Source organism: Aeromonas sp. R7-5 (assembly GCF_040908015.1).
Taxonomy (GTDB): Bacteria; Pseudomonadota; Gammaproteobacteria; order Enterobacterales; family Aeromonadaceae; genus Aeromonas; species Aeromonas caviae.
Genome location: NZ_JBFOCZ010000015.1, coordinates 1 through 23,333, shown reverse-complemented (window position 1 = coordinate 23,333; position 23,333 = coordinate 1). Strand labels below are relative to the sequence as shown.

21 protein-coding genes are annotated in these 23,333 nt (G+C 60.6%); 10 read left to right on the top strand and 11 right to left on the bottom strand.

Features of this window, described 5'->3' with window-relative positions; translation table 11 throughout:
* Positions 1 to 17 precede the first annotated feature (17 nt).
* From lpxC to mutT, 5 genes are all read left to right on the top strand, one after another.
* The gene (lpxC, locus tag AB5Y53_RS05475) at positions 18 to 941 is read left to right on the top strand and encodes a UDP-3-O-acyl-N-acetylglucosamine deacetylase (protein WP_010675831.1); all 924 of its coding nucleotides are present in this window, start codon (positions 18 to 20) and stop codon (positions 939 to 941) included.
* A gap of 140 nt (positions 942 to 1,081) precedes the next feature.
* Complete coding sequence (locus AB5Y53_RS05470; protein ID WP_039040495.1) at positions 1,082 to 1,987, top strand: M23 family metallopeptidase; 906 nt, start codon at positions 1,082 to 1,084, stop codon at positions 1,985 to 1,987.
* A gap of 57 nt (positions 1,988 to 2,044) precedes the next feature.
* The gene (gene secA, locus AB5Y53_RS05465) at positions 2,045 to 4,765 is read left to right on the top strand and encodes a preprotein translocase subunit SecA (protein WP_039040496.1); all 2,721 of its coding nucleotides are present in this window, start codon (positions 2,045 to 2,047) and stop codon (positions 4,763 to 4,765) included.
* A gap of 65 nt (positions 4,766 to 4,830) precedes the next feature.
* Positions 4,831 to 6,015, top strand: a complete 1,185-nt coding sequence (locus AB5Y53_RS05460) for a tetratricopeptide repeat protein (RefSeq protein ID WP_368181300.1) — start codon at positions 4,831 to 4,833, stop codon at positions 6,013 to 6,015.
* A gap of 8 nt (positions 6,016 to 6,023) precedes the next feature.
* Positions 6,024 to 6,428 carry an 8-oxo-dGTP diphosphatase MutT gene (mutT, locus tag AB5Y53_RS05455; RefSeq protein ID WP_368181299.1) on the top strand — a complete coding sequence of 135 codons (405 nt, stop codon included), beginning with the start codon at positions 6,024 to 6,026 and terminating at the stop codon, positions 6,426 to 6,428.
* Between the two features lie 55 nt (positions 6,429 to 6,483).
* Here mutT and yacG read toward each other — a convergent pair whose 3' ends face one another.
* The 9 genes from yacG to AB5Y53_RS05410 form a co-directional block, all read right to left on the bottom strand.
* Positions 6,484 to 6,678, bottom strand: a complete 195-nt coding sequence (gene yacG / locus AB5Y53_RS05450; RefSeq protein WP_039040499.1) for a DNA gyrase inhibitor YacG — start codon at positions 6,676 to 6,678, stop codon at positions 6,484 to 6,486.
* Positions 6,679 to 6,688: 10 nt separating this feature from the next.
* Positions 6,689 to 7,411, bottom strand: coding sequence for a cell division protein ZapD (gene zapD / locus AB5Y53_RS05445; protein WP_010675825.1), 723 nt, complete (start codon positions 7,409 to 7,411; stop codon positions 6,689 to 6,691).
* Between the two features lie 37 nt (positions 7,412 to 7,448).
* Complete coding sequence (gene coaE, locus AB5Y53_RS05440; RefSeq protein ID WP_368181297.1) at positions 7,449 to 8,063, bottom strand: dephospho-CoA kinase; 615 nt, start codon at positions 8,061 to 8,063, stop codon at positions 7,449 to 7,451.
* Between the two features lie 18 nt (positions 8,064 to 8,081).
* Entirely contained in the window at positions 8,082 to 8,957 is an 876-nt protein-coding gene (locus AB5Y53_RS05435) for an A24 family peptidase (protein WP_368181296.1), read from the bottom strand.
* Positions 8,958 to 9,034: 77 nt separating this feature from the next.
* The gene (locus AB5Y53_RS05430) at positions 9,035 to 10,276 is read right to left on the bottom strand and encodes a type II secretion system F family protein (protein ID WP_010675822.1); all 1,242 of its coding nucleotides are present in this window, start codon (positions 10,274 to 10,276) and stop codon (positions 9,035 to 9,037) included.
* A 127-nt stretch (positions 10,277 to 10,403) separates the two neighbouring features.
* The gene (gene tapB / locus AB5Y53_RS05425; RefSeq protein WP_041213997.1) at positions 10,404 to 12,110 is read right to left on the bottom strand and encodes a PilB family type IVa pilus assembly ATPase TapB; all 1,707 of its coding nucleotides are present in this window, start codon (positions 12,108 to 12,110) and stop codon (positions 10,404 to 10,406) included.
* Between the two features lie 3 nt (positions 12,111 to 12,113).
* The gene (locus AB5Y53_RS05420) at positions 12,114 to 12,548 is read right to left on the bottom strand and encodes a prepilin-type N-terminal cleavage/methylation domain-containing protein (protein WP_257707072.1); all 435 of its coding nucleotides are present in this window, start codon (positions 12,546 to 12,548) and stop codon (positions 12,114 to 12,116) included.
* Between the two features lie 310 nt (positions 12,549 to 12,858).
* Positions 12,859 to 13,722: a carboxylating nicotinate-nucleotide diphosphorylase gene (gene nadC / locus AB5Y53_RS05415; protein ID WP_041213995.1), complete on the bottom strand. Its 864-nt coding sequence runs from the start codon at positions 13,720 to 13,722 to the stop codon at positions 12,859 to 12,861.
* Between the two features lie 3 nt (positions 13,723 to 13,725).
* Positions 13,726 to 14,196 carry a retropepsin-like aspartic protease gene (locus AB5Y53_RS05410; RefSeq protein ID WP_319862204.1) on the bottom strand — a complete coding sequence of 157 codons (471 nt, stop codon included), beginning with the start codon at positions 14,194 to 14,196 and terminating at the stop codon, positions 13,726 to 13,728.
* Positions 14,197 to 14,324: 128 nt separating this feature from the next.
* Here AB5Y53_RS05410 and ampD point away from each other — a divergent pair, with 128 nt between their 5' ends.
* The 5 genes from ampD (at position 14,325) to lpdA (ending at position 22,274) form a co-directional block, all read left to right on the top strand.
* Complete coding sequence (gene ampD, locus AB5Y53_RS05405) at positions 14,325 to 14,897, top strand: 1,6-anhydro-N-acetylmuramyl-L-alanine amidase AmpD (protein WP_151027295.1); 573 nt, start codon at positions 14,325 to 14,327, stop codon at positions 14,895 to 14,897.
* A gap of 276 nt (positions 14,898 to 15,173) precedes the next feature.
* Positions 15,174 to 15,938, top strand: coding sequence for a pyruvate dehydrogenase complex transcriptional repressor PdhR (gene pdhR, locus AB5Y53_RS05400; RefSeq protein ID WP_010675815.1), 765 nt, complete (start codon positions 15,174 to 15,176; stop codon positions 15,936 to 15,938).
* 83 nt (positions 15,939 to 16,021) lie between these two features.
* Positions 16,022 to 18,682 (top strand): pyruvate dehydrogenase (acetyl-transferring), homodimeric type, encoded by a 2,661-nt coding sequence (aceE, locus tag AB5Y53_RS05395; RefSeq protein WP_039040509.1) that lies wholly within the window; start codon positions 16,022 to 16,024, stop codon positions 18,680 to 18,682.
* A gap of 120 nt (positions 18,683 to 18,802) precedes the next feature.
* A complete protein-coding gene (gene aceF, locus AB5Y53_RS05390; protein ID WP_323919651.1) occupies positions 18,803 to 20,698 on the top strand; it encodes a pyruvate dehydrogenase complex dihydrolipoyllysine-residue acetyltransferase in 1,896 nt (631 codons plus the stop codon).
* A 148-nt stretch (positions 20,699 to 20,846) separates the two neighbouring features.
* Positions 20,847 to 22,274, top strand: coding sequence for a dihydrolipoyl dehydrogenase (gene lpdA / locus AB5Y53_RS05385; RefSeq protein WP_368181295.1), 1,428 nt, complete (start codon positions 20,847 to 20,849; stop codon positions 22,272 to 22,274).
* 73 nt (positions 22,275 to 22,347) lie between these two features.
* Here lpdA and AB5Y53_RS05380 read toward each other — a convergent pair whose 3' ends face one another.
* Together AB5Y53_RS05380 and AB5Y53_RS05375 are read right to left on the bottom strand one after the other, a co-directional pair.
* A complete protein-coding gene (locus AB5Y53_RS05380; RefSeq protein ID WP_017779057.1) occupies positions 22,348 to 22,530 on the bottom strand; it encodes a hypothetical protein in 183 nt (60 codons plus the stop codon).
* A 143-nt stretch (positions 22,531 to 22,673) separates the two neighbouring features.
* The coding region (locus tag AB5Y53_RS05375; protein WP_368172504.1) for a methyl-accepting chemotaxis protein at positions 22,674 to 23,333 on the bottom strand (660 nt) is incomplete at its 5' end.

Here is a 23,333-nt window from a genome sequence, read left to right as displayed (position 1 = left end):
TTAAAGCGGATACGCCCATGATTAGACAAAGAACCTTGAAAACGAGTGTCCAGGCCACCGGTGTGGGCCTGCATTCGGGCCGGAAAGTCACTATGACGTTCCGTCCGGCGCCTGTTAACACAGGGATCGTTTACTTGCGTACCGATCTGAATCCTGTGGTCGCGCTGCCAGCCAACGCCGATCAGGTGCGTGATACCGTGCTTTGTACCGCTCTGGTGAACGAAGCCGGTGTTCGCGTGTCGACCATCGAACATCTGTCTGCCGCTCTGGCCGGGATGGGGATCGACAACCTCTATGTCGAGGTTGATGCCCCCGAGATCCCGGTAATGGACGGCAGTGCGCATCCGTTCATCTATCTGCTGCAGGAAGTGGGTATTCGTGAACAGAACGCGCCCAAGCAGTTCGTGCGGATCAAGCAGAGCATCCGGGTTGAAGACGGCGACAAGTGGGCGGAATTCCACCCCTATCGCAACGGCTTCAAGATGGATCTCGAGATCGATTTCCAGCATCCGGTGTTTGAAGGCCGCAACCAGCGTTGCGTGCTGGACTTCTCCGGCAGCTCCTTCGTGAAAGAGATCAGCCGTGCCCGTACCTTCGGCTTCATGCGTGACATCGAGTACCTGCGTTCCCAGAACCTGGCACTGGGCGGCAGCCTGGAAAACGCCGTGGTGCTGGATGACTACCGGGTGCTGAACGAAGATGGTCTGCGCTACGAAGACGAGTTCGTGAAGCACAAGATGCTGGATGCCATCGGCGATCTGTACATGTGCAATCGCAGTATCATCGGTGAATTCCGTGCCTACAAGACGGGCCATGCCCTGAACAACAAGCTGCTGCGTGCCCTGTTGGCCCAGCAGGAGGCCTGGGAACTGGTGACCTTCGAGGGTGAGGGCGACAAAGCGCCTATCGCTTACTACGACAACGGTCTGGTTCTGGCCTGATAGCTGTGCAACAGGACGTCGGTCCTCTCTCCGCACCGACGTCCTGTCATTTGTTTATTCCATCCTTTAATACCGATTATCTCCCGGTTTTATTGCCCGTGCAGGCCCTTGGCCTCACCTGACCGAGAAGACAGATTTCTATGAGCATTACCCTGATCCTCCACGGTAAGCAGCGCCGCAGGTTGCACTTACCCAAACAACGTCTGGCCTGGGTCGGCGGTATTCTCTTCACTGTATTGGCCTTGGGGGGCGGCTGGCTCTGGCAGAGCTGGCAGCAGAAAATGGAGGCGCTGGAAGTGGCGCTGACCCTGGCGCAGCAGCAAAAATCCACGCAAGGGGCCGATGAAGCCCGCGAACAGCTTGCCATGCTGGCCGCCCAGGTGGGCACCATGCAGGGACAACTGGGTCGCCTCAACGCCCTCGGCGAGCGCCTGACCGAGAAGGCGGACCTCGATCCCGAGGAGTTCAACTTCAAGGAGCTGCCCCCCATGGGCGGCCCTTCCTACGATGCAGACCTGGAAGTCAGCCTGGGTGAACTGCAAGATTCCATGGAACACCTCAGCCGTCAGCTCAGCAGCCGCGAAGAACAGCTGTCGGTACTTGAATCCTTCATCATGAACCACCATATCACCGATGCGGGTTTCATCCCCGGCTCACCGGTCAAGCAGGAGCGTGTCTGGATCTCCTCCGGTTTCGGTGGGCGGGTCGATCCGTTCAACGGTCGCGCCAAGATGCACAAAGGGGTGGATTTCCGCGGCAGGCCCGGCACCCCCATCCTGGCGACAGGCAAGGGGATTGTCAGCTGGGCGGGGCGCCATCCGGAGTTTGGCAACATGGTGGAGATTGACCATGGCAATGGTCTGGTCACCCGCTATGCCCACAATTCCAAGTTGCTGGTGGATGTGGGCACCCTGGTCGATGAGGGCCAGAAGATTGCCCTGATGGGGCGAACCGGTCGTGCAACCGGAGTTCATTTGCATTACGAAGTGTTGAAAGATGGTCGTCAGGTCAACCCCGCGCGCTTTCTGAATGCCAGACGGGGTTAGGTTTTTTCTTCAGGTTCCAGTGACGGAACGCTTATATAACCAAAACAGTTGGTACCCATGATTAGCACACTGCTCACCAAGATTATCGGCAGCCGGAACGACAGAACGCTCAAGGCTTTGCGCAAAATTGTAAAACAAATCAATGCGATGGAGCCTCAGTTCGAGGCACTGTCCGATCAGGAACTGCAGGCGAAGACCGCCGAGTACCGTCAACGTCTGGAGCAGGGCGAAACACTGGAGCAGTTGCTGCCGGAAGCGTTCGCCACCGTCCGTGAAGCCTCCCGCCGTGTGTTCGGCATGCGTCACTTCGACGTCCAGCTGATCGGCGGCATGGTGCTGAACTCCAACCGCATCGCAGAAATGAAGACAGGTGAAGGTAAAACCCTGACGGCCACCCTGCCGGCCTACCTGAACGCCCTGACCGGCCGCGGTGTGCACGTCGTGACGGTGAACGACTATCTGGCCAAGCGTGATGCGGAAGCCAACCGCCCGCTGTTCGCCTTCCTCGGCATGACGGTGGACTGCAACGTGCCCGGTATGGATGCGTCCCAGAAGCGCGATGCCTACGCTGCCGACATTACCTACGGTACCAACAACGAATTCGGTTTCGACTACCTGCGCGACAACATGGCATTCTCGCCGGAGCAGCGCGTACAGCGTCCGCTCAACTACGCGCTGGTGGATGAGGTGGACTCGGTGCTCATCGATGAAGCCCGCACCCCGCTCATCATCTCCGGTCCGGCGGAAGACAGCTCCGCCATGTACACCCAGATCAACAAGTTGATCCCGCTGCTGGTCAAGCAGGACAAGGAAGACTCCGAGGAGTACACCGGCGACGGCCACTACACGGTGGACGAGAAGAACCGCCAGGCGCTGCTGACCGAAAACGGCCAGATCTTCGTGGAAGAGCTGCTCAAGAAAGAGGGACTGCTGGCCGAGGATGACTCCCTGTTCTCCGCCACCAACATCAGCCTGCTGCATCACGTCAATGCCGGCCTGCGCGCGCACACCCTGTTCGAGCGCAACGTCGACTACATCGTCCAGAAGGACGAGATCGTCATCGTCGACGAGCACACCGGCCGCACCATGCCGGGTCGTCGCTGGTCAGACGGTCTGCACCAGGCGGTCGAGGCGAAGGAAGGGGTCAAGATCCAGAACGAGAACCAGACCCTGGCCTCCATCACCTTCCAGAACTACTTCCGTCTGTACGACAAGCTGGCGGGCATGACCGGTACTGCGGATACCGAAGCCTTTGAATTCCAGCAGATCTATGGCCTGGATACCGTGGTCATCCCGACCAACAAGCCGATGGTGCGCAAGGACATGGGCGATCTCGTCTACCTGACCGCCCAGGAGAAATACGCGGCCATTGTGCAGGACATTCGCGAGTGCGTGAAGCGCGGCCAGCCCGTGCTGGTCGGTACCGTCTCCATCGAGAACTCCGAGCTGCTCTCCGGCATCCTGACCAAGGAAAATATCCCGCACAAGGTACTGAACGCCAAGTTCCATGCCATGGAAGCGGAGATCGTCGCCCAGGCCGGCCAGACCGGCGCCGTCACCATCGCCACCAACATGGCCGGTCGTGGTACCGACATCGTGCTGGGCGGCAACTGGCAGGCGGAGATCGCCCAGCTGGAAAACCCGTCAAGCGAGCAGATTGCCGAGCTGAAAGCGGCCTGGCAGGTGCGTCATGACGAAGTACTGGCGGCCGGTGGCCTGCACATCATCGGTACCGAGCGTCACGAATCCCGCCGTATCGACAACCAGCTGCGCGGCCGTTCCGGTCGTCAGGGTGATCCGGGTTCCTCCCGCTTCTACCTCTCCATGGAAGATACCCTGATGCGGATCTTCGCCTCCGATCGCGTGACCGGCATGATGAAGAAGCTGGGCATGGAAGAGGGCGAAGCCATCGAGCATCCCTGGGTGACCAAGGCCATCGAGAATGCCCAGCGCAAGGTGGAAGGTCGCAACTTCGACATCCGTAAAAACCTGCTCGAGTTCGACGACGTGGCCAACGATCAGCGCAAGGTGGTCTACGAGCAGCGCAACGAACTGCTGGACACCAACGACATCTCCGAGACCATTCACGTCATCCGTGACGACGTCTACGGCGCCATCATCGATGAGTACATCCCGCCCCAGTCCTTGGAAGAGATGTGGGACGTGCCTGGTCTGGAAGCGCGTCTGAAGTCCGATTTCGCCCTGGATCTGCCGCTGCAGCAGTGGCTGGCGGAAGACGACAAGCTGTATGAAGAGAAGCTGCGCGAACGCATCCTGGATGAAGCCACCAAGCTCTATGCCCACAAGGAAGAGCTGGTCGGCAAGGAGGTGCTGCGCAACTTCGAGAAGGCGGTGATGCTGCAAACGCTTGATGGTCTGTGGAAGGAGCACCTGGCGGCCATGGATCACCTGCGCCAGGGCATCCATCTGCGCGGTTACGCCCAGAAGAACCCCAAGCAGGAGTACAAGCGCGAATCCTTCGATCTGTTCACCCAGATGCTGGAGACCCTCAAGCGCGACGTGGTCAGCATCCTGAGCCGGGTACAAGTGCAGGAGCGGGATGTGGAGGCGATGGAAGAGCAGCAGCGCCAACAGGCCGAAGCCGCTCCCCGTACCTACACCCATGCCACGGCCGAAAACCAGCTGGCCGACGAGGAAACGGGTGGGGCCGAGGGCCATACCACCTTCGTGCGCGACGAGCAGAAGATCGGGCGCAACGATCCCTGCCCCTGTGGTTCGGGTAAAAAATACAAGCACTGTCACGGTCAGCTGACCTGACACCCTGCCATGATGAATACACCGCCTCCGGGCGGTGTATTCATTTTCGGACCAAGGAGGGGACGATGAGCAGATTGCCGGCGGGATGGGATGGGGAGGCACATGGGCACTGGCTGCAGGAGAAGCGCCAGGAGGCGATCCGTCGTGTGCTGAACAGGCTGAACGCAGAGACGAACAAATCCGTTCCCCTGCAACTGCAGTTTGCCTATTACCTCTTTTTGTCCGGCGATCCCGCCTCGGCGGCACAGGTGCTGACGCTGGCGTACCGGTCTGCGCCCGATAACACTGAGGTGCTGCGCAATCTCTGTGTCTGCCTCTCGCGCTCCGATCAGCATGAGCGGGCCGTGACGCACCTGGCCGAACTGGTGCGGTGCGAGCCGGATGATTATCTGGTCCATGACGGGCTTTGCACTTCCCTTGCCAAGCTAGGACGCCATGAAGAAGCGGCGAAAGCGGGAACCCGTGCCCTGACTCTCAAGGATGAGGCCGTCTCGCAGCCCGTCGCGGGGTGGGTGCTGCCGGCAGAGGGGCCGGATGACTGGCTCGCGGAGCAGGGGGAGAAGCAGGCAGTCATCGCCTTCTCCTTGTGGGGAGTACAGCCCCGCTATTTGCGGGGAGCGCTCGACAATGTGCTGGCCGCAGCCTACCTCTATCCTGGCTGGCGGGTGCGCTTCTATGTGGATGGCAGTGTCCCTCAGGGGCTTCTGGCCTGCCTGCAGGAACATGGCGCCGAGATAAAGGTGCAACCCGATGGCCAATCCCAGCGTCAGCGCCTCTGCTGGCGCTTCCAGGTCGCCAATGATCCCGGAGTGGGGCGCTTTCTTGTGCGCGATGCGGACTCCGTGCTGAATCTGCGGGAGCGGCTGGCGGTCGATGACTGGCTTGCATCGGGGCGCTGGTTCCATATCATGCGTGACTGGTGGAGCCACACCGATCTGGTGCTGGCCGGCATGTGGGGCGGTGTGGCCGGTGTGCTGCCTCCCCTTGCGCCGCTGATGGCGAGCTATCAGCCCAGTACCATGGAAACACCGAACATCGACCAGTGGTTCTTGCGAGACTGTTTATGGCGCTATCTGCGCCAGAGCGCGCGGGTACACGATCGTTGTTTCACTCCGCCCGGTGCGGTGCCTTGGCCGCAGGTTGCGCCGCCGGGCAATGAGCATGTCGGGCAGGATCTCTTCAGGGCCCGGGGGGATCAGCAGGCCATTCGGCTTGCCCCCTGGATCGCCCGTTTGCCGTGTTTACGCTGAGGACAATGATGGAACAGAAGAAACGGATCTGGGTGGCGGTGGGCGTCATCGAGAACGAACGGGGCGATATCTTCATCGCCAAACGCTCAGCCGATCGCCATCAGGGGGATCGCTGGGAGTTTCCCGGTGGCAAGGTGGAGTCGGGGGAGGATCTGCTCACCGCGCTGGACAGGGAATTATGGGAAGAGATCGGGATCCGGGTGCAGGATTGTGCCCCCTTCATGGAGCTGCACCACGACTACCCCGACAAGCAGGTCTTGCTGGATATCTGGAAGGTGACCCGCTTCCACGGCGAGCCCTTTGGCAAGGAGGGGCAGGAGTGCCGCTGGGTGCCACTGGCCTCGCTGCACGAATACCGCTTCCCGGATGCCAACGGCCCCATCGTCGCGCGGTTGCAGGCCTTGCTTGCCTGAAAGGATCGATACCAACGAAAAAGGGCCTGAGGGCCCTTTTTTGATCGTGAAGTGTTTATTGCCAGGGATCGCCCTGTTCCGGATCGGGCAGCAGATCCGGGTTGATCTCGCCCGGGATGCGCTTCTGTTCATCCGCCCACTCGCCGAGGTCGATCAGCTGGCAGCGCTTGCTGCAGAAGGGGCGAAACGGGCTCTGCGGGCCCCATTCGATCTCGCTCTGACAGGTCGGGCACTTTACCTTGGTCACCATGGGGCGCTCCTCAACAACAGGCGAGCTGGAAGGAAACGTCGCCTATCTGCTGTTCCGTCGTCGGCAGGAAGCGCAGGGCGAAGCGGTTCTTGTGGCCGCTCAGGGTCGGATAGCAGGGCTGGGTGCCCGCCAGACGGATGCGGATCAGTTCAGCCCCTTCGGCGGTATCCTGGAAGAAGCCGTTGGTGGCCACCTGGTCGCTGAAGTTGCCCGACTCGCGCCACAGGCGCAGCAACAGGGAGATGGCGTTCATCAGCAGGGTGATGTCACTCAGCCATTGCTGCATCTGCTGGTGGCGGGTGACGGCCGGGGTCGCCAGCCAGTGGTGCAGTTGCGGCACATCGAAGGCGCACAGACCACCCGGAATGGAGAAGCGCTGACGAATGGAGCCGAGCAGGCGATCCTCTTTCAGACGGGCGCCGGGGCGCGGGGAGTTCAGCAGGTTGCGGGAGAGCTGGGTACTCTCTTGCTGCATCCGCTGGATCTGCTCGAGATCGACGTCAGGCAGACTGGCCCAGTGGCTCAGGCGTTGGCCGAGGCGCTCCAGATCCTTGATGAGATCGGCACGCAGGTCACCACGCTCCAGCAACTCCTGCAAATCGAACAACCCCTTGAAGAAGGCGATATGTGCCCAGGACTGGTCACTCTCCAGATTGTCGCGGATCTGGGAAAACAGGGACTCCAGACGAAGATAGGTCCGGCTTTTTTCATTGAGGGGAAAATCGTAAATCATGCCTAATCCTGGCCAGCCATAAACCGGCCTAGTGTACTCACAGTTGGTGGGCTTGTTGAGAGGCAAATGCCAGATATGTCTGGTGCAGGGCGAAAATTCGCTGCCCGATGGTCTCACTCGTACCACTCTGGTTGTCCAGGACGTCGTCGGCCATCGCCAGGCGTTCGCTGCGGCTCGCCTGGGACGCCAGTATCGCCTGGGCCTGTTCCCGAGTGACGCCATCGCGGCGGCAGGTACGCTCGATTTGCGTCGCTTCGTCCACATCGATCACCAGTACCCGATCGGCGAGGGAAGTGAGCCTGTTTTCCACCAGCAAGGGGACGACAAGCAGGCAGTAGGGGGAGCGGGTTGCCGCACACTGGCGCAGCATCTCGCTGCGGATGAGGGGATGGAGCAGGGCGTTGAGCCACTCCTTGGCCTGCGAGTCGGTGAAGATCCGCTCTCGCAGCCGGCGGCGATCGAGCTGGCCATCGGGGGTCACGACATCCGGGCCAAAATGGACTGCGATGGCAGCCAGAGCAGGGGTGCCGGGCTCCACCACCTCACGGGCGATGATGTCCGCATCCACCACCTCGATGCCCAGCTCGGCAAAGCGGTTGGCAACCGTGGTCTTGCCGCTGCCGATTCCCCCTGTGACTGCGACTACATACATGGGTCAGAGATCCTTTTGCTAGAGGACGACATCAAGATACCAGCGGGTGATGCTATCGCCCCACAGCAGCGTTATCCAGCCCGCGATGGCGAGATAGGGGCCAAAGGGAATGGGTTTGCCCTGGTGGTGGTTGCGCAGCAGGATGAGAGCGATGCCGATGATGGCGCCCGCCAGCGAAGAGAGCAGCAGCACGATGGGCAAGGCTTGCCAGCCGAGCCAGGCGCCCAGTGCCGCCAGCAGTTTGAAGTCGCCATAGCCCATCCCTTCCTTGCCGGTTAGCAGCTTGAAGGCCCAGTAGAGGCTCCAGAGCACCAGATAACCCGCCATGGCGCCGACCACCCCATCGGCCAGGGGCACGAAACCGCCCGCCAGATTGAACAGCAGGCCACCCCAGAGCAGGGGCAGGGTGAGCTGATCCGGCAAGAGCATCTTGTCTAGGTCGATGAAGGTCAGTGCGACCAATGTCCAGGTGAGCAGCAGAGCGGCAAGGGTGCCCCAACCGGGGGCAAGCGCGGCTGCTACCGAGACCGACAGCAGGGCGGTGAGCAGCTCGACCAGGGGATAGCGAGCCGAAATGGGGGCGTGGCAGTTGCGGCAGCGCCCCCTGAGCCATAGCCAGCTCAGCAGGGGAATGTTCTCCAGCGCCCCTATGGGGTGGTCGCAGTGGGGGCAGCGGGAGCGAGGTACCATGAGGTTGTATCGTCCGGTTGCAGGAGGAGTCTCTTCACCGTCACCGAAATAGTCGCTGTATTCGGCATGCCAGGCCCGCTCCATCATGATGGGCAGGCGATGGATCACCACGTTCAGGAAGCTGCCCACCATCAGGGAGAAAAGGAAAATCAAGGAGAGATAGAGCCAGGGCAAGCCCTGGGCCAGTTCGATCAAAGGCACCATAGATCAATCGCTTGTGTCGAGAACGGGGATGACAGATGGCCGGGGGAAATGCACCGCCCGGCCCTCCGTCGAGGGGGTCAGTGTATCACAGAGCCCAGCTTGAAGATGGGGAGGTACATGGCCACGACCATGCCGCCGACCAGCACCCCGAGCACCACCATGATGATGGGTTCGAGCAGGCTGGTGAGGCCGTCGACCATGTCGTCCACCTCCTGTTCGAAAATGGCGGCGACCTTGGAGAGCATGTCGTCAATGGCGCCGGATTCCTCACCGATCATCACCATCTGGGTCACCATGTCGGGGAAAAGATCCACGGTGCGCATGGCGACGTTGATCTGCATGCCGGCCACCACCTCGTTGCGAATGGCCATGGTCGCAGTGCGATAAACGTAGTTGCCGGATGCGCCGGCCGCCGAGACCAGGGCATCCACCAGCGGGATACCGGCGGAGAAGGTGGTGGAGAGGGTGCGGGCAAAACGGGCCATGGCCGCCTTGTGCAGTATGTTGCCCACCACGGGAATGGTGAGGATGAACTTGTCCGTGTTGTCCCTGACCTTCTGGGATTTTCGCCAGGCCCGCACATAGAGGAAGACGGCGAGAGCAGCGCCGCCAAAGATGGCGTACCACCACTCCTGCATGAAGCGGGAGATGGCGATGACGAACCGGGTGAAGGCAGGCAGCTCGGCACCGAAGCTCTTGAAGATATCCTCGAACTGGGGAATGACGAAGAGCAGCAGGATGGAGGTGACGACGATGGCTACCAGAATGACCATGGACGGATAGAACATGGCCTTCTTGATCTTGGATTTGAGGGCTTCGTTCTTCTCGCGGTAGATGGCGATACGGTCGTAGATGGTCTCCAGGGCACCGGATTGCTCCCCGGCCTCGACCAGGTCGCAATAGAGGTCGTCGAAGTGGCGGGGATGGCGGCGCAACGCCTCCGAGAGCGGGGTGCCCGTTTCCACATCGGCGGCGATCTGGCCGATGAGCTCGCGCACCGCCGCTTTCTCGTGGCCGCGAGCAATGATCTGAAGACTCTGCACCAGAGGCACGCCGGCGGAGAGCATGGTGGTGATCTGGCGGGAGATGACGGCGATGTCCATCGGCTTGATCTTGGCGCCGCCCTTGGAGAAGAGCCCCTGGCTCTGCTTGCTGACCCTGGTGACGTTGACGCCCTGCTTGCGCAGCTCGGCCTTGACGGTGGTGATGCTGTCGGCTTGCAGCTCGCCGGAGACCTTCTGCCCCTTGCGGTTGACGCCGTGCCAGCGGTAGGAGAAGACTTTTTTCGGTGCGTTGCGTTTTTGAGCTAATGTGGCCATCACTGCATCCTGCAATTGGGCGACGGTGGCCGGATGCTGCTGCCTGTCCGGCTCATCTTGGCTTGAAGAAGGTCATCGGGGTGATGGCAGCGGCTTCACCCGGCGAGATGACTCGGGCACTGCGAACTCAGTTGGTGGTGATCCTGTTGATTTCGGCCAGGCTGGTGACGCCAAGACGCGCTTTCTCGAGGCCGGATGTACGCAGGGTGCGCATCCCTTCCTTCTGGGCTATCGCGGCAATCTGCAGCGAGTTGGCTCCCTGCATGATGAGTTTGGCGATGTTGTCGGACATCAGCATGATCTCATAGATGCCGACCCGGCCTCTGTAGCCTCCCGAGCACTCCTTGCATCCCACGGGCTTGAACAGCCGCAAACCGGCGGCCAGTTGCTGCTGGGTGAAGCCCAGCTCCAGCAACTCGGCTTCCGGCACCACTTCCGGCGCCTTGCAGTGATCGCAGAGTTTGCGGGCAAGGCGCTGGGCCATGATGAGGGTGACCGAAGAGGCGATGTTGAAGGCCGGCACCCCCATGTTCATCATCCGGGTGAGCGTTTCTGCCGCCGAGTTGGTGTGCAGGGTGGAGAGCACCAGGTGACCGGTCTGGGCTGCCTTGATGGCGATCTCGGCGGTTTCCAGATCCCGTATCTCCCCCACCATGACGATGTCGGGATCCTGGCGCAGGAAGGAGCGCAGGGCGCTGGCGAAGGTGAGCCCCGCCTTGGGATTGATCTGCACCTGGTTGACGCCGGGCAGGTTTATCTCGACCGGATCTTCGGCGGTGGAGATATTGACCTCGCTGGTGTTCAGGATGTTGAGGCCGGTATAGAGTGAGACCGTCTTGCCTGACCCCGTAGGGCCGGTCACCAGGATCATGCCCTGAGGTTTGGAGAGGGCGTGCAGGTATTGCGTCTTCTGCCGGTCGTCAAAGCCGAGCTGATCGATATTGAGTCGGGCGGCCGAGGAGTCCAGCAACCGGATCACGATCTTTTCGCCCCACATGGTGGGCAGGGTGTTGACCCGCATGTCCATGGATCTGTTGCGTGAGATCTTGAGTTTGATCCGGCCATCCTGGGGCAGGCGCCGTTCGGCAATATCGAGCCGCGCCATCACTTTGAGACGAGCCGCGAAGCGGTTGGCCAGGTTGACCGGCGGCGTGGCGACTTCGTGCAGTATGCCGTCTACCCGAAAGCGGATCCGGTACTTGGTCTCGTAGGGTTCGAAATGCAGGTCGGAGGCCCCGCGCTTGATGGCATCCATCATGATCTTGTGGATGTATTTGACGATGGGGGCGTCATCGTCCGCGGTGTTGACGCTCTCGTCGAGGCGGGAACTCTCGTCGGAGACCTCGAGTTCGGAGATCTCGGCCTCGTCGATATGATCCATGCCCAGGGTATCCTGCTCGCTCTCCATCAGCTTGCCGATGGCGGCGGTCAGCTTGCTCTCTTCGACCAGCAGGGCTTCCGTGTGCAGGCCAAAACTGAAGCCAAAATCCTCCAGAGCCGACACATTGGTCGGATCGGACATGGCGATATAGAGGGTATGCCCCTGGGTGTAGATGGGCAGGACATGGTGCTTTTCAATCAGCTTTTGATTGAGGTATTTCTGCGGGATCTCGGCGAGATCGAAGGCCGCCAGATCCAGCAGAGGTACCCCATATTCCAGCTCGCAGAAATCGGCGAGGGCTTTGCTGTCGAGGATGTCGTTTTCAATCAGGAAGGTGACAAAGGGCTTGCGCTGCGCCTTGGCCTGGCTCAGATAGCGCTGTGAGTCCGGCTCACTGAGGAGGGAAGAAGCGGCCAGGCTGGTGGCCAGGCCGCTATTGAGGCTAGAGGTCATGCGTTAGCATTTACCATCTGTTTTACAAGACCCTGAAATATTCCAGAGCACTTGTCCATTAGGCGTAACTGCACCGGAAGTTACCAGTTGATAAGTGGAATTATCCAGAGCTGCGGCTGCTGTGCCGGTAATGGTAATGGTGCCACCAGCATTGGAAACAGCGACGTTATCAAAATTATCGGTTTGTGCACTGGCCCCAGACACTGCATTTCTACCTGCTGTTGCACAACTATCACCAATCGCTGCAGAAGCACCAGCCCACCCTTGAACGCAGACTTCTACGGCGGTTTTGGCCGGACCTACAGCGGCAATCACCTCGGAGAATTTGGCGCGTTTGGTATAGCTCTGATACGCCGGCAGTGCGATGGCGGCCAGAATGGCGACGATCGCAACGACTATCATCAATTCGATTAGCGTAAACCCTGACTGTCTTTTCATGTGAAATATCCTTTTTTCCATGTTTCCTGATAAGCACCGGTGGAATGCTATCCACGCTGGTATCTTATCCGAGCGCTTCGGGTTGGCAACAGAGGCGGGGACCTTGTTCGCCGCTTTTATGTCATTTAGTGAAATGTGTAGAAAAATCAAAGATTAAATGGCTTCTATTGGCACTTGTCATGAGGCGGGAGGGCCCATCTTCACACTCCTTATGTCGTGGGATCCTGCATAAAGAAAAGGCGCCGATGGCGCCTTTTGCAAGTTTCGAGCCCTGTAATATTTTTGGGCACGAGCAACGGATGGGGTTTGCTCAAGCCGCGACAAAGCGCATGGAGAGATCCAGTGCCCGCACATGCTTGGTCAGCGCTCCCACCGAGATGAAGTCGATCCCGGTCGCGGCGTATCCGGCAAGGGTATCGAGGGTGACGTTGCCGGAGACTTCCAGCTTGGCTCTGCCCTGATTGAGGCGAACGGCTTCCTGCATCATGGGGATGTCGAAGTTGTCCAGCATCACGATGTCGGCCCGTGCGGCCAGGGCCTGCTCCAGCTCGGCCAGGGATTCGACCTCGACTTCCACCGGTTTGTCCGGATTGAGACGGCGCGCTTCGCTGATTGCTTCAGCGATGCCGCCGCAGGCGAGAATGTGGTTCTCCTTGATGAGGTAGGCATCAAACAGACCGATGCGGTGGTTTTTGCCGCCGCCGCAGGTGACCGCATACTTCTGGGCGCTGCGCAGGCCGGGCAGGGTCTTGCGGGTATCGAGCAGGCGGCAGTCAGTGCCTTCCAGCTCGGCTACATAACGGGCGGTCAGGGTGGCGACCCCGGAAAGGGTCTGCACGAAGTTCAGCGCATTGCGCTCGCCGGTCAGCAGCACGCGGGCGGGGCCATGGAGGCGGAACAGCTCCTGATTGGGGGCAAGGCGTTCACCATCTTGCACTTTCCACTCGACCTTCACTTCGCCACCGAGCTGGGCAAACACCTCGTCGACCCAGGGCTGGCCGCAGAAGACGCCCGCCTCGCGGGTGATGACTCGCGCGGTCGAGATGCGATCGGCCGGGATCAGCTGGGCCGTGATGTCGGCGCTGGCATCCGGTTGATCCAGCGCGGTGAGGGCATCGCCCAAGTCTTCGAGAAGTGCGGCGCGCACGGCGCGGCGGATGTCCTGTTGTAACATGCCTTATTCCTGCAAGGGTCTGAGAAGCAATTGCCTGTCTTTCTGGCGCAATTCCAGCCTGCCCAGGGCATTCATGCCCACCAGGATCTCCTCCCCGTCGGCAGCCGGATTGATAAAGACGGACAAATCGTACAGGGTCAGCGGACCCATCGCCAGACTTTCGATCCGGCCGGTTTCGACCTGGATCTCTCCGGCTGCCGTGTTGACACGGCTGCGGCCCGTGGCGACGAGGCCGAGCCGGGCGGCCACCTGGCTCGGTATGGTCACCCGGGTTGCTCCTGTGTCCAGCAGCAGTTGCACCGGCTGGTCGTTGATGGCACCCTCCAGACGATAATGGCCGCTGGCATCGGCCCTGAGCAGCAGATCGCCGCTGGCGGTCACCGACGGTTGTTCACGGCCATGAAAGTAGAGGGTCAGCAGACCCAGCAGCGAGAGCCAGGCGAGCAGCCAGAGATGGCGTGCCATCGGGTGCATAGTGTGTCCCATATCGCGCGAGTGAATGGCTCAGCCTAACATAGCGTTATCCATGAATTCAGAGACTTGTTCCCAGTTTTCCCATCCCGCCAGAGGCACATCGCTTCCATTTGTGAGTCGAGCAGACGATGACACAACCCACAACCCTGTTTTCCATCGATCGAGAAGGATGGTGCGAGCAGGCCCGCAAGGTGCCTTCCCCCCATCACAATGAGAGGCTCAGCCCGGAGGATGTCTCCTTGCTGGTGATACACGGCATCAGCCTGCCCCCCGGGCAGTTTGGTGGCCCCTTTATCGACGATCTGTTTCTGGGGCGCCTCGATCCCGGTGCTCACCCCTATTTCGCCGGTATTCATCAACTGAGGGTCTCGGCCCACTGCCTGATCCGCCGCGATGGGGAACTGGTTCAGTACGTGCCTTTTGGCGCTAGGGCATGGCATGCGGGAGTCTCGATCTGGGAGGGGAGGGAGGCATGCAACGATTTTTCCATCGGGATCGAACTGGAAGGGACCGACGAGCTTCCCTACAGCGACAAGCAATACGAGGTGCTGTCGGACCTCAGCCGGGCGATTGTTCACCGTTATCCCGCCATCACGGCGGACCGTATTGTCGGCCACTGCGACATCGCGCCGGGCCGCAAGACGGATCCGGGTGACAGTTTCGAATGGCCTCGCTATCGGGAAAATCTTCACTTTGAGTGAAAAATCTAAAAATTATTTTGTGTTTTTAGAATCAATGGCTTGCCTTGTCTGGCAAGCCATTTTTCATGCTGTTGAATAAATGTTATCGGTGAGCAAGCTCACAAATATTGGTCAGACCATTTTCTATGAGCTACATCATGATTCCGCGTTTTTACCCCCAAAGTGGCAACCGAGCTTCTTGATTCAGATCATCTTTTGGGTGGACTTTTTTCAAGCCCTCTGCTAATTTTCGCCCCAACCATAAAATTGGTAATACCAATTTAACAAAGTAGCCTCATGCCCTATATCAAGATAACTCAGCCCAAGCTGGCCGACGCCATTGTCGCCGAGCTGGAAAGCATGATTCTGGAAGGCAGCCTGCAGCCGGGCCAGAAGTTGCCGCCCGAGCGGGAACTCGCCATCCAGTTTCAGGTGTCGCGCCCTTCCTTGCGCGAAGCCATCCAGCGCCTGGAAGCGAGAGGACTCTTGTATCGTCGTCAGGGCGGTGGCACTTACGTACAAAATGCCCTGAGCAAGGGGATCGCCGACCCCCTGTTCGAACTGCTCAGCACTCACCCGGAAGCCCAGTACGACCTGCTGGAGTTTCGTCACGCGCTGGAAGGCATCTGTGCCTACTATGCGGCGCTGCGGGGCACCGAGGCTGATTTCGAACGGATTCGCCTGGCGCAAGCCGCCATCGAAGAAGCCGGTCAGCAAGGGTCGCTGGTGGTCGAATCGGCCGCCGTGACCCAGTTCTATCTGGCCGTGGCCGAGGCCTCCCACAACGTGGTGCTGCTGCATCTGTTGCGGGCCATGGGCCCCATGCTCGAGCAGAACATTTTACGCAATAACGAAATTTTGAATCGCCGTCCGGGAGTGGTCGCCAAGATCCGTCGCCATCGTGCGAGCCTGATCGAGGCTATCCTGTCGGGGGCTCCGGAGCGGGCCAGGGCTGCTTGTCATGAGCACCTGGCCTTTATCGAGGACACCTTGTTGGATATGCAGAGGGAAGACAGCCGGATCCAGCGATCCATGCGTCGGATCCGTCAGCAGGAAAACTAATCCCACAAGGCTTTCTTAATTGTCGAATGCTTGCGCCCTTCGCCGTGCAATGCCGTGCAATCACAACAACATAGGAACCAGCCATGTCTGATATCCTGAAGAACGATGTGGACCCGATAGAAACGCTGGAGTGGCTTGCCTCTCTGGAATCCCTGCTGCGTGAAGAGGGTCCGCAACGCGCTCAGTTCATCCTTGAACAGTTGGCCGAGAAAGCCCGCGCAAGCGGTGTGGACGTGGCTGCCAAGGCAAACCGCGACTACATCAACACCATCCCGTCCAGCGACGAGCCGGCTTACCCGGGCGACCTGGAAATGGAACGCCGCATTCGCGCCATCATCCGCTGGAACGCCATGATGATCGTGCTGCGCGCCTCCAAGAAAGACTTGGACCTGGGTGGCCACATGTCTTCCTTCGCTTCTTCCGCGACCATCTACGAAGTCTGCTACAACCACTTCTTCCGTGCCCGCAACGAGAAGGACGGTGGCGATCTGGTCTACTTCCAGGGTCACATCTCCCCGGGCATCTACGCCCGTGCATTCGCCGAAGGTCGTCTGACCGAAGAGCAGCTGGACAACTTCCGTCAGGAAGTGGATGGAAAGGGTATCCCTTCCTACCCGCACCCGAAACTGATGCCGGAATTCTGGCAGTTCCCGACCGTTTCCATGGGTCTGGGCCCCATCGCCGCCATCTATCAGGCGCGTTTCCTGAAGTACCTGACCGACCGTGGCATCAAGGATTGCTCCGAGCAGACCGTTTACGCCTTCCTGGGTGACGGCGAGATGGACGAGCCGGAAGCCAAGGGTGCCCTGACCGTTGCCGTGCGTGAAAAGCTCGACAACCTGGTGTTCGTGGTCAACTGCAACCTGCAGCGTCTGGATGGTCCGGTTGTCGGCAACGGCAAGGTCATCAACGAGCTGGAAGGTCTGTTCGCCGGCGCTGGCTGGGACGTGACCAAGGTCATCTGGGGTCGCAAGTGGGATGAGCTGCTGAAGAAAGACACTTCCGGCAAGCTGATCCAGCTGATGAACGAGACCGTGGATGGTGACTACCAGACCATGAAGTCCCGCGACGGTGCCTACGTGCGCGAGCACTTCTTCAACCGTTACCCGGAAACCGCCGCGCTGGTCAAAGACATGACCGACGAGGAGATCTTCGCCCTGAACCGCGGTGGTCACGACCCCCGCAAACTGTTCGCCGCCTTCTCCAAGGCTGCACAGACCAAGGGCAAGCCGACCGTGATCCTGGCCAAGACCATCAAGGGCTATGGCATGGGCGAAGCGGCCGAAGGCAAGAACATTGCTCACCAGGTCAAGAAGATGGATCTGGGCTCCGTGCGTCACCTGCGCGATCGTTTCAACCTGCCGGTCACCGACGAGCAGCTGGAAAACTTGCCGTACCTGAAGATCGAAGAGGGTACCGAAGAGCACAAGTACCTGCACGCCCGCCGTGCCGCACTGAAGGGCTATGTACCGACCCGTCTGCGCGAGAGCACCACCAAGCTGGAAATCCCGGCGCTGGATGCCTTCGGTCCGCTGCTGGGTGAACAGGCGCGCGAAATCTCCACCACCATGGCGTTCGTGCGTTCCCTGAACGTGATGCTGAAAGACAAGTCCATCGGCAAGCGCATCGTCCCGATCCTGGCTGACGAAGCCCGTACCTTTGGTATGGAAGGCCTGTTCCGCCAGATCGGTATCTACAGCCCGCACGGTCAGCAGTACACCCCGCAAGACCGCGACATCGTCTCCTACTACAAGGAAGACAAGCAGGGTCAGGTTCTGCAAGACGGTATCAACGAGCTGGGCGCCATGTCCTCCTGGCTGGCTGCTGCCACCTCTTACAGCACCAACGACTGCCCGATGATCCCGTTCTACATCTACTACTCCATGTTCGGCTTCCAGCGGATCGGCGACATGGCGTGGGCAGCCGGTGACCAGCAAGCCCGTGGCTTCCTGCTGGGCGCGACCTCCGGTCGTACCACTCTTAACGGAGAGGGCTTGCAGCACGAAGATGGTCACAGCCACATCCTGGCCAACACCATCCCGAACTGCATCTCCTACGACCCGTCCTACGCCTATGAAGTGGCGGTGATCGTACAGGACGGCCTGCGCCGCATGTACGGTGAGAACCCGGAGAACGTGTTCTACTACATCACTACCCTGAACGAGAACTATGCCATGCCGGCCATGCCGGAAGGTGCCGAGGAAGGCATCCGCAAGGGTATCTACAAGCTGGAAACCGTGGCCGGCACCAAGGCCAAGGTACAGCTGCTGGGTTGTGGTTCCATCCTGGGTCACGTGCGCACTGCCGCCCAGATCCTGGCCAGCGAGTACGGCGTGGGTTCCGATGTGTTCAGCGTCACCTCCTTCAACGAACTGGCTCGTGACGGTCAGGACGCGGATCGCTGGAATATGCTGCACCCGACCGCCGAAGCGCGTGTGCCCTACATCGCTCAGGTGCTGGGTTCCGAAGCCACCATCGCCGCGACCGACTACATGAAGTCCTTCGCCGATCAGGTGCGTGCCTTCGTTCCGACCGAGAACTACCGTGTACTGGGTACCGACGGTTACGGCCGCTCCGACAGCCGTGCCAACCTGCGTCGTCACTTCGAAGTGAACGAGTTCTACGTAGTGGTTGCTGCCCTGACCGAACTGGCCAAGCGCGGCGAGGTAGACAAGCAGGTTGTGGCCGAAGCCATCGCCAAGTACGGCATCGATGCCGACAAGGTCAACCCGCTGTACGCGTAAGAGGATTGAGTGTCGCGCCGGGTATCCGGCGCGACCTTGCCTGGGTTTAAACGGATAACGCGGGATGCGCGTGGTGATGCTCATGCAACCACGCGAATGCACGCAAGAGGATAAAGCGCAATGTCCAAACAGATTATGGTGCCGGATATCGGTGCCGATGAAGTTGAAGTCACCGAGATCATGGTGGCCGTGGGTGACAAGGTCGAGCTGGACCAGTCCCTGATCGCCGTGGAAGGTGACAAGGCCTCCATGGAAGTCCCGGCCCCCGCCGCCGGTATCGTCAAAGAGATCCTGATCAAGGTGGGCGACAAGGTTGCCACCGGTTCCCAGATCATGGTCTTCGAAGCCGAGGGCGCTGCCGCACCGGCTCCGGCCCAGGCTGCTGCCCCGGTTGCTGCCGCGCCGGCCGCCGCTCCTGCCGCTGCCGCTCGCAAAGACGTGCACGTGCCGGACATCGGTGGTGACGAAGTCGAAGTGACTGACATCATGGTTGCCGTGGGCGACATGGTTGAAGCCGACCAGTCCATCATCGCCGTGGAAGGTGACAAGGCCTCCATGGAAGTACCGGCACCGTTCGCCGGCCGCGTGGTCGAGATCAAGGTCGCCGCCGGCGCCAAGGTTTCCACCGGCTCCCTGGTGATGGTCTTCGAAGTGGCGGGCGCTGCCCCGGCAGCTGTTGCCGCGCCGGCTCCTGCTGCTGCCCCCGTGGCTGCCGCTGCTCCGGTTGCCGCCGGTGCCAAAGACGTCAACGTGCCGGACATCGGCGGTGACGAAGTGGAAGTGACCGAAATCATGGTCGCCGTAGGTGACAAGGTTGAAGCCGACCAGTCCCTGATCACCGTGGAAGGCGACAAGGCCTCCATGGAAGTGCCTGCGCCGTTCGCCGGCGTGGTCAAGGAGATCAAGGTGAAGGCGGGTGACAAGGTCTCCACCGGTTCCCTGATCATGGTATTCGAAGTGGCGGGTGCCGCTCCGGCTGCCGTGGCTGCTCCGGCTCCTGCCGCAGCGCCCGTTGCTGCCGCACCGGCTGCCGCCGCTCCTGCTCCGGTTGCCCAGGCTGCTGCCGCCTCCGATTTCGTCGCCAACGACGCCTATGTCCACGCCTCCCCGGCTGTACGCCGTCTGGCGCGCGAGTTCGGTGTCAACCTGGCCAAGGTGAAAGCCTCCGGTCGCAAGGGTCGCATCGTCAAAGAAGACGTGCAGGCTTACGTGAAGGATGCGGTCAAGCGCGCCGAGTCCGCTCCGGCTGCCGGCACCGGCACTGGCAACGGCATGAGCGTCGTGGCCTGGCCGAAGGTTGATTTCAGCAAGTTCGGCCCTGTCGAAGAGCTGGAACTGACCCGTATCCAGAAGATCTCCGGTCCTGCCCTGCACCGCAACTGGGCCATGATCCCCCACGTCACCCAGTTCGACGAAGCCGATACCACGGATCTGGAAGCGTTCCGCAAAGAGCAGAACATCCTGGCCGAGAAGCAGAAGCTGGACGTGAAGATCACCCCGCTGGTGTTCATCCTGAAGGCGGCCGCCAAGGCCCTGGAAGCCCATCCGCGCTTCTGCAGCGCCCTGTCCGAAGACGGCAGCAAGCTGATCATGAAGAAGTACATCCACATCGGTGTGGCGGTGGATACCCCCAACGGTCTGGTGGTTCCGGTGGTTCGCGACGTCAACAAGAAGGGCATCCACGAGCTGTCCCGCGATCTGGCCGAGATCTCCAAGAAGGCCCGTGCCGGTAAGCTGACCGCTGCCGACATGCAGGGCGGTTGCTTCACCATCTCCAGCCTGGGTGGCATCGGCGGTACCAGCTTTACCCCGATCGTCAACGCGCCGGAAGTGGCCATCCTGGGCGTCTCCAAGTCCGAGATGAAGCCGAAGTGGAACGGTAAAGAGTTCGTGCCGCGCCTGATGCTGCCGCTGGCTCTGAGCTACGACCACCGCGTCATCGATGGCGCCGACGGTGCCCGCTTCATCACCACCCTGAGTGGTGTGTTGTCCGACATTCGTCGACTGGTCCTGTAAGTGAGAGGGCGGGCCCAGAGCCCGCCCTTTTTGCTTCTCATTTCGTTAACAGGATTGTAAACTTGCCCCGTTTTTTTCACGGCTGCAGCGGCCTTGTTTGGCATAAGACTGTGCTGTCCGGGGATATAAGAACGACAAAGAGGTCATGATGAGTAAAGAAATCAAAACCCAGGTCGTAGTACTGGGTGCTGGCCCTGCCGGTTATTCCGCTGCCTTCCGTGCGGCTGACTTGGGTCTGGATACCATTATCGTCGAGCGTTACTCCACCCTGGGTGGCGTCTGCCTGAACGTGGGTTGCATCCCGTCCAAGGCACTGCTGCACGTCGCCAAAGTCATTGAAGAAGCCAAGGCGCTGGCCGAGCACGGCATCGTCTTCGGTGCCCCGCAGACCGACATCGACAAGGTGCGTCTGTGGAAAGAGAAGGTCATCAACCAGCTGACCGGCGGTCTGGCTGGCATGGCCAAGATGCGTAAAGTCCAGGTCGTGAACGGCTTCGGCAAGTTCACCGGCCCGAACACCCTGGAAGTGGAAGGTGCCGACGGCAAGACCACCGTCACCTTCGACAACGCCATCATCGCTGCCGGTTCCCGTCCGGTGAAGCTGCCGTTCATCCCCCATGACGACCCCCGTGTATGGGACTCTACCGATGCGCTGGAACTGACGACCGTTCCTGGCAAGCTGCTGGTCATCGGTGGCGGCATCATCGGCCTGGAGATGGGTACCGTGTACTCCTCCCTGGGTTCCGAGATCGACGTGGTGGAATTTGCCGACCAGCTGGTACCGGCTGCCGACAAAGACATCGTCAAGATCTACACCAAGCGCGTGGCCAAGAAATTCAACATCATGCTGGAGACCAAGGTCACCGCCGTTGAAGCCCGTGAAGACGGTCTGTACGTCTCCTACGAAGGCAAGCACGCCCCGGCAGAGCCGGTTCGCTACGACAACGTGCTGGTTGCCGTAGGCCGTGTGCCGAACGGCAAGATGCTGGATGCCGATAAGGCCGGTGTTGCCGTCAACGAGCGCGGTTTCATCGAAGTGGACAAGCAACTGCGTACCAACGTCGCCCACATCCACGCCATCGGCGACATCGTCGGTCAGCCCATGCTGGCCCACAAGGGTGTACACGAAGGCCACGTGGCGGCCGAAGTCATCGCCGGCAAGAAGCACTACTTCGACCCGAAAGTGATTCCGTCCATCGCCTATACCGAGCCGGAGATGGCCTGGGTGGGTCTGACCGAGAAGGAAGCCAAGCAACAGGGTCTGAACTTCGAAGTCGCCACCTTCCCGTGGGCTGCTTCCGGTCGCGCCATCGCGTCCGACTGCTCCGACGGCATGACCAAGCTGATCTTCGACAAGGAGAGCGGCCGCGTCATCGGTGGTGCCATCGTGGGTACCAACGGCGGTGAACTGCTGGGTGAAATCGGTCTGGCCATCGAGATGGGTGCCGACGCCGAAGACATCGCGCTGACCATCCATGCTCACCCGACTCTGCACGAGTCCGTGGGTCTGGCTGCCGAAGTGTTCGAAGGCTCCATCACCGACCTGCCGAACGCCAAGGCCAAGAAGAAAAAATAATCTTCTGCCCGTTTCATAAGAAAAGCCGCTCCATGGAGCGGCTTTTTGTTGTCTGTCTTTCGGCACCCTGCGGTCAGCAGCGCCCCTTCTTGGCCTGTCCCGGTGGGCAGAAGGTACCGTAGCCTCCGCGATCCCCGTCACTGACCCGGATCCGGGTATCGTCCACGCTCACATCGGCCCCGTGCACCCGCACGGGCCCGCTGCTGCAGGCACTGAGCAGCCCTCCCAGCACTATCATCACGACCAGCTTGCCCATCATACCTCCTCGCGTTTTCCCGATTATGAGGCATGTGTCAGGGCGGTGGGAGACGGTGTATCCCCCGTGCGTCACGGCTTGCCGTGGTCATGAAGAAGGGCGCCGAAGCGCCCTGTTGCGGGTCAGGAAGAGGTGCCGGACGCTCAGAGGCGGAAGTTGCCGACCAGCTTGTCGAGCTCGCCGGAGAGGTGCTGCAGGTTGCGGCTCGACTCGGTCAGGTGATGGGCGATATCGGCGGTCTCCATGGTGAGCTGGTTGATGTCCTCCACGTTGCGGTTGAGTTCGCCCACCACGCTCGACTGCTCTTCGGTGGCGGTGGCGACCTGAATGTTCATGTCGCTGATCTGGGTGATGTGCCCGGTGATCTGGTCGAGGGCGCCGTTGGCCTCGTCGGCCTGGGTCACCACCCGCAGGCTCTGGTTGCGGCCCTGGGCCATGGCGCTGACGGCGCGGGCGCTCTGCTCCTGGAGGCTGTTGATCATGCCCTGGATCTCGGCGGTGGAGGCGGCGGAGCGGCTGGCGAGGTTGCGCACCTCGTCGGCCACCACGGCGAAGCCACGGCCCTGCTCGCCGGCGCGGGCGGCCTCGATGGCGGCGTTGAGGGCCAGCAGGTTGGTCTGCTCCGAAATGCTGCGGATGGTGTCGAGGATGCTGCCGATGGAGTCGGTCTGGCTCGCCAGGGACTCGATGACCCCGGCGACCTGTTCGATTTCACCGGAGAGGCCGACGATGCCGTGACGGGCCTGGGCGACGACCTGGGCCCCCGCATCGGCCTGCTCGTTGGCCTGCTTGGCGACGTCGGC

Excerpts from the sequence above, each read along its gene's own strand:
- lpxC (WP_010675831.1), top strand. The coding sequence starts at position 18 with ATGATTAGACAAAGAACCTTGAAAACGAGTGTCCAGGCCACCGGTGTG.
- AB5Y53_RS05470 (WP_039040495.1), top strand. The coding sequence starts at position 1,082 with ATGAGCATTACCCTGATCCTCCACGGTAAGCAGCGCCGCAGGTTGCAC.
- secA (WP_039040496.1), top strand. The coding sequence starts at position 2,045 with ATGATTAGCACACTGCTCACCAAGATTATCGGCAGCCGGAACGACAGA.
- AB5Y53_RS05460 (WP_368181300.1), top strand. The coding sequence starts at position 4,831 with ATGAGCAGATTGCCGGCGGGATGGGATGGGGAGGCACATGGGCACTGG.
- mutT (WP_368181299.1), top strand. The coding sequence starts at position 6,024 with ATGGAACAGAAGAAACGGATCTGGGTGGCGGTGGGCGTCATCGAGAAC.
- yacG (WP_039040499.1), bottom strand. The coding sequence starts at position 6,678 with ATGGTGACCAAGGTAAAGTGCCCGACCTGTCAGAGCGAGATCGAATGG.
- zapD (WP_010675825.1), bottom strand. The coding sequence starts at position 7,411 with ATGATTTACGATTTTCCCCTCAATGAAAAAAGCCGGACCTATCTTCGT.
- coaE (WP_368181297.1), bottom strand. The coding sequence starts at position 8,063 with ATGTATGTAGTCGCAGTCACAGGGGGAATCGGCAGCGGCAAGACCACG.
- AB5Y53_RS05435 (WP_368181296.1), bottom strand. The coding sequence starts at position 8,957 with ATGGTGCCTTTGATCGAACTGGCCCAGGGCTTGCCCTGGCTCTATCTC.
- AB5Y53_RS05430 (WP_010675822.1), bottom strand. The coding sequence starts at position 10,276 with ATGGCCACATTAGCTCAAAAACGCAACGCACCGAAAAAAGTCTTCTCC.
- tapB (WP_041213997.1), bottom strand. The coding sequence starts at position 12,110 with ATGACCTCTAGCCTCAATAGCGGCCTGGCCACCAGCCTGGCCGCTTCT.
- AB5Y53_RS05420 (WP_257707072.1), bottom strand. The coding sequence starts at position 12,548 with ATGAAAAGACAGTCAGGGTTTACGCTAATCGAATTGATGATAGTCGTT.
- nadC (WP_041213995.1), bottom strand. The coding sequence starts at position 13,722 with ATGTTACAACAGGACATCCGCCGCGCCGTGCGCGCCGCACTTCTCGAA.
- AB5Y53_RS05410 (WP_319862204.1), bottom strand. The coding sequence starts at position 14,196 with ATGCACCCGATGGCACGCCATCTCTGGCTGCTCGCCTGGCTCTCGCTG.
- ampD (WP_151027295.1), top strand. The coding sequence starts at position 14,325 with ATGACACAACCCACAACCCTGTTTTCCATCGATCGAGAAGGATGGTGC.
- pdhR (WP_010675815.1), top strand. The coding sequence starts at position 15,174 with ATGCCCTATATCAAGATAACTCAGCCCAAGCTGGCCGACGCCATTGTC.
- aceE (WP_039040509.1), top strand. The coding sequence starts at position 16,022 with ATGTCTGATATCCTGAAGAACGATGTGGACCCGATAGAAACGCTGGAG.
- aceF (WP_323919651.1), top strand. The coding sequence starts at position 18,803 with ATGTCCAAACAGATTATGGTGCCGGATATCGGTGCCGATGAAGTTGAA.
- lpdA (WP_368181295.1), top strand. The coding sequence starts at position 20,847 with ATGAGTAAAGAAATCAAAACCCAGGTCGTAGTACTGGGTGCTGGCCCT.
- AB5Y53_RS05380 (WP_017779057.1), bottom strand. The coding sequence starts at position 22,530 with ATGGGCAAGCTGGTCGTGATGATAGTGCTGGGAGGGCTGCTCAGTGCC.